Source organism: Embleya sp. NPDC050154 (genome assembly GCF_044460165.1).
In the GTDB taxonomy this organism is placed as follows: Bacteria; Actinomycetota; Actinomycetes; order Streptomycetales; family Streptomycetaceae; genus Embleya.
Genome location: NZ_JBITJP010000044.1, coordinates 41,903 through 48,206, shown reverse-complemented (window position 1 = coordinate 48,206; position 6,304 = coordinate 41,903). Strand labels below are relative to the sequence as shown.

Genomic DNA, 6,304 nt, shown 5'->3' with positions numbered 1-6,304 from the left:
GACAGGACCCTAGAGAAGTCCCATCGTTGCAGGTCAGGAGCACTTTCCGTTTCTCTGACCGCATGTCAGACGCCCCGCTTCATGAAAGCGCGAGGTTAAGCGATGTCGGGCCGCGGCCACCCGGCCGGGCGACGGCCCCGTGACGAGGAGGTTGCCGAGTACGGCAGCGATTGCCGGCATGTGCGACCGCGAGGCCGGAGACGGGAGGGCCGGTCGCTTTCACGAGTCTCGCGCGGTGCACCACATCACATGCGGCGAATGATCTCGAAGACGACGAAGTCGTTGTTGACGTCAATGAGGGATACCGCCGCGATCGCACCTTCCCGCGTGTAATGCCGCTCGAGCAGGCGCGTGAACGCTTGGCCGTCGCGCGTCTCCAGGTACGTGCTGTTGGCAGGGCTGACACCCGCTCGAACTTCCACGACCGCGTGATCGATGGGACTGACCAGATAGGGGCGGGTGAAGTCGAAGTGGGTGGCAGGAGCCATCTCCGGCAACCGTGACTGGTCGGTGAGCTTCGACCACGGCACACTGTCGCGGATGAAGATCGCCAGATTTCCGTCAGCGTAGAACCGCGTGTCGGTCAGGAACGCGGGCTCATCTGCCGGGACGTCGTCGCCAAACGCGGCAAGAAGGTCGGAGGGTGGTTGCTCCACCCGCGATCGGTCCGCATCGACATGCACCTCGTAGCCCTTTTCCTTCAGCATGTCCGTGAAGCCCACGAGCCGCTGCAGGGCGAGCGACGAAGGCCGGACATGCTGGTTGATCGTGGTGCCGATGGCCCGGCGTCGCGTGATGATTCCTTCGCGTTCGAGACCGGCCAACGCACCACGAATCGTGGTTCGGCTCACGTTGAGCGTGGTGGCGAGCGTGCCTTCGCTCGGGAGCTTGTCGACCAGCTCTTTGTTGAGGATGGCCTTGAGAATGGCGCCTCGGACCTGTTCTACCAGCAGAGTGCTGTCGAATGGCTGCATGCTCGACCCCCGTTTGGATCCACGCGGCAAGCGTAGGTCATACGTAACTCCAAGCATACCTTCCGAGTGCTGTCGGTGCGTACGCCCGAGTAGGGGACGCGGGCGGTCTCAACTGCCGAGGGGGCGGGAATCCGTCGAGCTCTCCGCTGCGCCCTCTTCGAGATGGATCGTTCGCCGGCGCACCAGGCAGTAGTAGACCGAAGCGCTGACACTCAGCCCTACCGCCCAGGACAAGTCCACCTGTCCGGTCAGCCTGGCGATGGGACCTTGAAACGCGGCGATGGGGCCGTATTGGCAGGACCAGGCCGCGGCCAACCCGAGCGCGAAGGCACCGAGTGCTCGGACGTTCACATCCCCATACCGAGACGTCGTCGGAGGGGCGTAGAGAGATGCGACATCGACCTGCTGCCTGTGGATGACGAACCAGTCCACCAGCGTGACACCCGCCCACGGGCTCATCCAGACCACCAGCGAGGACATGAAGTTGCCGAAGCTGCTGGAGAAGCTGCTGGACTCGAGGAACATCACCAATGGAATGAAGCCGACGATTCCGGCGAGCACGCTGGCCGCCGCGCGCTTGATCTTGATGTCGAGAGCCAGCAGGCCCAAGGAGGCCGTGTAGATGTTCACGACGTTTGCGGCCACAGGACCGTGCAGGATCACGCAGAGTACCGGTATGGTCGCGGCACCGAACAGCGTGGTGACGATGCCCACCGGGTCCGTGGCGTCAGAAGTCGCACCGGCGAGGGCGCCGAGAACCGACAGCCAGGCGAGAGGGGCGAAGATGCCGAGTACCGACGACGCGTACAGGCGTCGAGGCGAGACGTCGAGGCTCGTGAACCGGCTGTAGTCGGAGGCCCACGTCATCCACCCCATCGCCCATCCCACGCCCACGGCGGTAAGCAGTTGGGTCATCGCGGTGAACTTGTCCGCTCCGGCCAGGGAGGACTGGGTCCAGGAGACCTCGTCGATCCGGGCCAGCACCAGGACGGTCATCGCGACCATTACGGCAGCGACCAGAGGGACCGCGTACTTCTCGATCGTGCGAATGGCGTAGAACCCCCACACGGCGATCAGTATCTGACCGATCATGATCGCTCCGGCCAACATGTACGTGCTCCCTGTTCCAGGGTTCACGCCCAGCTCACGCAGAATCCCGAGCACGAGATCGACGACGACGTAGGTGTTGACGCCTATCCAGCCCGTAACGACGATCGTTTGCAGGGCTGCGGGCAAATAGGCTCCACGTCGTCCGAACGCGACCCGCGCCAGCACCATCTGACACACACCTGTCCGGTGCCCCATGAGCGCGGACAGTCCGAATATCGCGGCGCCCACCGCCTGCCCGATGACGGTCACCAGGATCGTCTCCAGAAGGCTCAGTCCGAGGGTCATGCCGATCGTGCCGACGATCCAACTGATGGGCGCCAGGTTCGCGCCCGACCAGATCCAGAACATCTGCAGCGCGGTGCCGTCGCGATTACCGTCCGCTACGGGCGTGATGCCAGTGGCATCGACATGCAGCACTTCTTCGAGCTGGTGTCTCTCTGCGGGGTCGATGGTCACGACGCCACCCTTCCGACTTCATCATTTGTCATACATAGTTTGTTTGGCTATCGTGAGGATGGGAGCAGAAGCTCAGTGAGAATGTCAAGAGTCGTCTCGGCCCCGGTGTGGCTCACCAGCGGCCGGCAGACGATCGCTAGGACCAGGTCGTCGCGGCTTGGCGCCTTTTACCATCCACGTTTCGAAGACCCGGGAGGACGCTGTGAAGGGGCTAGTCGTAAGGAAGGGCCAAGGGCAGTCCTACGAGACCGGTCCTGCCTTGTTCAAGGCCGGCGGCGGTCAGACGGGAGGCCGCTACGACTTCATGATCATGGACCTCGAATATCACACCGGTCCGCAGCTTCACGTCCATGAGCAGCAAGAGGACACCTTCTTCGTGCTCGCCGGAGTACTGACGGTTCAGCTGGGAGACGAAGTCCACGAACTGCACCCCGGCGACTTCGCCAGCGCTCCCCCCGGCCTCCCCCACACCTTCGACAACCTGGTCAAGGACCAAGGGGCCGTGAGGGTCATCAATTTGATGACGCCAGGCGGTTACGAAGGCTTGTTCGCAGAGTTCGACAAACTGCAGTCGGACCCGGAATCACCGGAGGCGCTCGCGCTCTACGCCAAGTACAGCGCCGCTTTGGTTGGTCCAACGCTACGGGAGCACCTCGAAAACCGGTGACCCATGCCTGCTCGCTGCATGCGGGCCGGGCGTTGGACCCGCGATCCAGGCCGTGCGGCGGAGGGCGGCGTCGACGGTAGTGCCGGCGGCGTGGGCACTGAGGCCGGTTGTCCGAGGCGCGAGGTAGCGACTGGCGGTGGCGGGTCCGTCGCCGACGGCGGTTGCGGGATGGAACCAACCATTCCGCGTGTGACGAGTTCGCGGACCCGGTACTCGTCCCACCGCCCAGGCGGCGTACTCGCATCGCCGGCCCGCAACTCATTGCCCGATCGGACGGTTGTGATCGTGTTCGTCGCGCGCAGCGAGTGGAATCGTCACGCGATCCTGTGCGCGGAGATACCGCGGTGCGGCGCGGTTGAACGACCCTGAGCAGCACCTGTCGTCGATCTCCGGCGGCTGTCGCACCTCGCGATGCCGGACGAAGCCGATCGGGCGGGTGGCCCGTCACGAAGCAGCAGATCGCGCGACCGGTCGTCGGCATCGGTGCCATTCGCCTCGCGCCTTCGTGGAGCGAGCCGTCCGACATGCGGCCAGGAGCGAAAAAGTGCTCCTGACCTGCAACGATGGGACTTCTCTAGGTCCCGTCGGCTGCATGAAGAGAAGCACTTCTCAGGTGGACAAGGATAGCGGGTCGCCCGGTCGAGTCCGGTGGTTGCGGGATTGTTCGCAGGTCGGCGGGGTGTTGCTCACGGGGACGGCTGGCGGGGTCGAGTTGGATCGCAGGACGCCTGACCCCACGCGCCGCTGCCGCCATGGTCCGGCGATCACGGCCACACGCGCCGCGAAGTCCCCTTCCACGGGCGCGGACTTCACACATCGGGATCCCCCACAGCCCGGCGCTCGCGCCCACGCATGGCCCGGGAGGTCCCACCGGGAGTGGCGCTCAGCGTTCGATCGGGAACCGGTGGACCCCGCGCGCCGCCTGAGCTTAGAAGTCGTTTCATTTGGCATATTGGCGATAGCAGATCAATGCGGCAGCGATGCTGACGAACGCGCCGAAGTGCGCCGCCTTGACCTCGTATCGGCGGTGGAGGCGGCGGAAGGCGTTGAGCCAGGACACGGTTCGTTCGACGACCCATCGGTGTCGGCCGAGACGCGTCGAGGAGTCGATGCCGCGTCGGGCGATCCGGTGTGTGATGCGGCGTTGCCGCAGGAACGCGCGAATGAATCGGTGATCGTACGCCTTGTCGCCGTGGAGCTTGGCAGGCCTGCGGCGACGTGGTCCGCGGCGGGAACGGATCGGCGGGATGCCCTCGACCAGGGGTATCAAGGCCTGGCTGTCGTGGGTGTTGGCACCGGAGATCCCGATCGACAGGGGCAGACCGGTGCGTTCGGTCAGCAGGTGGATCTTCGACCCGTACTTCCCCCGATCCACAGGATTCGGACCCGTCAAATCCCCTTTTTGAGGGCCCGCATGTTCACCGAGTCCACGGCGCACCGCGACCAGTCCAACGCACCCCGGGCGCCGAGCTCGTCCAGGAGAATCCGGTGCAGCTTGGCCCACACCCGCGCCCGGCTCCACTCGGCGAACCGGCGGTAGACGGTCTGCCACGAGGCGCCGAACACCGGCGGCAGTTGCCGCCACGTGCAACCGGACGTCGCCACGAACACGATCCCGGCCAACACCTCACGATCCTCGAACCGCCGCCGGCCACCGCCCTGCGGCCGGGTCGGCTTCGACGGCAGCACGCGCTCGAACAACTCCCACAACTCGTCCGGCACCAGCCGCTCCACAAGCGTCGTCACACACGCCAGAATAGCGAACACACCAAATGAAACGACTTCTTAGCCAAGAGCTTGACCCCTTTTCCCAGGATCTCCAGCGCGGCGTCGCGCTTGGCCACCTCCTTCCCCAGACGCTCGACCTTGCGCCGGAGCTTCTCGCTCTCGGCTTCGGCCGCGGGCTTCTTCGGTCGGGCGGGGCTCGTGCGTCGGTCGGTGAGTTTCGCCGGGGCGCCGGCGTCGCGCGCGGCCCGCCATTCCTGGATGTGGGAGTGCTACGGCCGCTCGCGTCGCAGGATCGCGCCGCGTCCGGCGGCGTCCGGGGCGCCGTCGTACTCGGTGACGATCCGGAGCTTGTACTGCGGGGAGAAGGTGCGGCGCTTGGGCTTGGGAGCCGGGTCGTCGCCGGGATTCGGGCTGGTCATGAAGGTGGTGCTCCTCTCGTGCCCTCTCAGGCCCACCCGGATCTATCGGGCGTCTCACCACACACTGACAGAGAGGGCACGGCCTCGGCCCGGCGCCGGCCGGGTGCAATGGCAGGCGGCCACTGCGTCTGGACGGATCTTCGGGGCCCACACGTGCGTCGACGAGGCAGTGCGGTACCCCGACGGGGGACGAGCCGCCGGGCGCACAGACCCAACCACGGGGATGGTCGGCGGCTCGCCCCGCACAACGAGCCGACCGCCGCCCGGTGACGCGCCCCGCGCCTGCCCGAGAGTCCGCCCCACAACCGCGAGTTCACCGTGGCCGCCCCGAATCGGTGGCGGCCTCGCAGCGACCCGGCCGCGGCGAAGGCGACCCCGCAGGCCCCACGCCACAACCGCCCCGCGAGGGCCGCCTCGCGTACACGCGCACAGGCGAGGCGGCCCACCGCTCCCCGCGAGCGGGTCCCTTCCCCTCCCCCCGGACAACGACCGCCCGCGCCGCCGGTCACGACCCGCTTCCGACCGGAACCCGATTCGCCACGGCACGGCCCGGGTAGCGGAACCCGACACCCCCACCACAGGAGGCACCGATGAGCGGGACCGGCGACAACACCGGGAGCAAGGACAAGGACTACAACATCGTCTGGTTCACCGAGGCATGCCTGAGCAACGCCCTACGCTCGCAGACCTACATCCGGGACGCCGAACGCGACGGCGACAACGAACTCGCCGAATTCTTCCGACGCGCCCAGGGCGAAAGCCGCAAGGGCGCCGAACAGGCCAAGACACTCCTGCGCGCACGACTGGGCAACTGACCCCCGGACCCCGAAGGCCGTCGGGGGGGTGGCCCCCCCCCCCCCCGGCCGGGGGCCACCCCCCCCCCCCCCCCCCCCCCCCACCCCCCCCAAACACCCCCCCCCCCCCCACCGCCGCGGCGAGGGAGATGACGA

The 6,304-nt window shown here is 66.7% G+C and carries 6 protein-coding genes; 2 read left to right on the top strand and 4 right to left on the bottom strand.

The window, feature by feature from the left end:
• Positions 1-245: 245 nt before the first annotated feature.
• A complete protein-coding gene (locus tag ACIBSV_RS48435) occupies positions 246-974 on the bottom strand; it encodes a GntR family transcriptional regulator (RefSeq protein WP_395874015.1) in 729 nt (242 codons plus the stop codon).
• 108 nt (positions 975-1,082) lie between these two features.
• Positions 1,083-2,540 (bottom strand): purine-cytosine permease family protein, encoded by a 1,458-nt coding sequence (locus tag ACIBSV_RS48430; protein ID WP_395874013.1) that lies wholly within the window; start codon positions 2,538-2,540, stop codon positions 1,083-1,085.
• Positions 2,541-2,799: 259 nt separating this feature from the next.
• On the opposite strand from ACIBSV_RS48430, the gene ACIBSV_RS48425 reads away from it, so the two are divergent.
• Entirely contained in the window at positions 2,800-3,207 is a 408-nt protein-coding gene (locus ACIBSV_RS48425) for a cupin domain-containing protein (protein WP_395874011.1), read from the top strand.
• A gap of 940 nt (positions 3,208-4,147) precedes the next feature.
• Here ACIBSV_RS48425 and ACIBSV_RS48420 read toward each other — a convergent pair.
• Together ACIBSV_RS48420 and ACIBSV_RS48415 are read right to left on the bottom strand one after the other, a co-directional pair.
• Positions 4,148-4,941, bottom strand: a protein-coding gene (locus ACIBSV_RS48420) for an IS5 family transposase (RefSeq protein ID WP_395874022.1) whose coding sequence is annotated in 2 segments (ribosomal slippage) — positions 4,148-4,602 and positions 4,602-4,941 — 795 coding nt in all. Because the reading frame shifts where the segments join, the coding sequence is not laid out codon by codon here.
• Positions 4,942-5,204: 263 nt separating this feature from the next.
• Complete coding sequence (locus ACIBSV_RS48415; protein WP_395874009.1) at positions 5,205-5,354, bottom strand: hypothetical protein; 150 nt, start codon at positions 5,352-5,354, stop codon at positions 5,205-5,207.
• Positions 5,355-5,944: 590 nt separating this feature from the next.
• Between ACIBSV_RS48415 and ACIBSV_RS48410 the strand changes: the two genes are divergently transcribed.
• Positions 5,945-6,169, top strand: coding sequence for a hypothetical protein (locus tag ACIBSV_RS48410; protein ID WP_395874007.1), 225 nt, complete (start codon positions 5,945-5,947; stop codon positions 6,167-6,169).
• Positions 6,170-6,304 lie beyond the last annotated feature (135 nt).